This is a genomic window from Lactobacillus acetotolerans DSM 20749 = JCM 3825 (genome assembly GCF_001436775.1).
Taxonomy (GTDB): domain Bacteria; phylum Bacillota; class Bacilli; order Lactobacillales; family Lactobacillaceae; genus Lactobacillus; species Lactobacillus acetotolerans.
The window spans coordinates 1-1,605 of record NZ_AYZC01000083.1 but is presented as its reverse complement, the minus strand read 5'-3'; the positions used below and the strand labels follow the sequence as shown (position 1 = coordinate 1,605).

Sequence of the window (1,605 nt, the reverse complement as noted above, 5' to 3'; positions counted from 1 at the left end):
TTTTAAGAAATTAATTTAAGGAGTCCTTCATCCTTACACAAAATATTTTACAGTCTCGCAATCTACTTTAGAAATGGATAAAAATGTAAAAAACATTCCACCTAAAATGAAATTTTTTTGATTATTAGTACAAGTGCTGTATTTCTTACTTCTTGCCAACACGATATTTAAATATTTTCTAAAAGGTTTATATAACAAATATTGCAAATTGTTATCAACTAATATTTTCGTTTCTTCTTTATGTATTGCCCAGAATTCAAGACATTGTCTTATAGCAGTACTGATATCGGTAATATTTTTGTCTAAACTACTAAGATATTCTCTAAAAATATTATCAAAATGATATTGTAGAATATCTTCTTTTTTAGCAAAATTTCGGTAAAAAGTTAACCTGGCAACTCCAGCTTTTTTAGTAATATCAGTTATAGTAATTTTAGAAAACGGCTTTTGTTTAAGCAAAACGAATAAAGCTTCTTCTATCCACTTTTTGCTTCTTTCAGATTGTTTCATATTTCTATCCTTCTTCAAACTGTAACAAGTTGCTATTATTTGTATCTTCAATTTACTCAAAAATCAAAATATAATAAATGTAACACTTGTACTACATGTAACATTTATAACATTAATTTGAAGACAAGGAGAATTTTTATGACACTTTTTTTAACTCTTTTAAGTGGGATTAGTTGGATGTTAGTTTACATTGACTGTATTCGACTAGGTATAAAGCAGAAGACTTATGGCATACCTTTATTTGCTTTAGCTTTAAATATTGCGTGGGAAGGTCTTTATTCATTTTTAGGTCTCAAGTTGCCGATAAGGATTCAGACTATTGTAAATATAATTTGGTTTATTTTTGACTTAATCATAGTTGTCAGCTATTTCAAATATGGTAAAAATGATTTTCCTAAAAGTGCGAAAAAATATTTTATTCCATTTAGTATTCTCACTTTTGCTAGTTGTTTAGCACTTCAATTAGCATTTTACTGGGAATTTGGATATAGTCACGGACCTATATACTCTGCATTTTTGCAAAATGTTGTAATGTCAATTTTATTCATTATTATGTTATTTCATAGGAATAGCAAAAAAGGACAGAGTATGGTTATTGCTGTAGCTAAATGGCTTGGAACCTTGGCCCCATCAATTTTAATGGGTGTAGTTCAAGGAATTAATGTATATGTTATTACCTGTGGTATTTTATGCAGTATTTTCGATATTCTTTATATAATTTTACTGCTTAATTGGAATAAGATTTTATAAGCCAATAATACTTAATTTGAAAAATATTAATAACTTAATTGTTGTATTATTCATTTTAAATTAATTTTTCCTATTAAGAGTTCATTGATTTTGATTATTAATAAGTATTTCCCGTACGTGGTTGTCACGGCCAATCTCTTTTATGTCTTTTACTTTGATAAAGTGCTCTGTGTGTGATCCATCAACACATTTTATGTAAAAATCTTCCTTATACTGTCCAGTAATATCGAGATGTTCTTCTACTTTAGTCAAACCTTTTCCCTTAAAAGTATTGGTGTAGTAAATTGCCTTTTTTCTACTCTAAGTCAAGTCATATTAATGATTTGGCTTATTTATTTTCTTTAA

The 1,605-nt window shown here is 27.5% G+C and carries 2 protein-coding genes; one reads left to right on the top strand and one right to left on the bottom strand.

The genetic code is table 11. The features are described 5' to 3' along the window. Positions 1-33 precede the first annotated feature (33 nt). On the bottom strand, positions 34-510 hold the full coding sequence (locus tag FC77_RS07550) for a TetR/AcrR family transcriptional regulator (protein ID WP_056971012.1): 477 nt from the start codon (positions 508-510) through the stop codon (positions 34-36). A 138-nt stretch (positions 511-648) separates the two neighbouring features. Here FC77_RS07550 and FC77_RS07545 point away from each other — a divergent pair, with 138 nt between their 5' ends. Continuing rightward, positions 649-1,260: a transmembrane-type terpene cyclase gene (locus FC77_RS07545; protein WP_056971011.1), complete on the top strand. Its 612-nt coding sequence runs from the start codon at positions 649-651 to the stop codon at positions 1,258-1,260. The last annotated feature ends 345 nt before the right edge of the window (positions 1,261-1,605 follow it).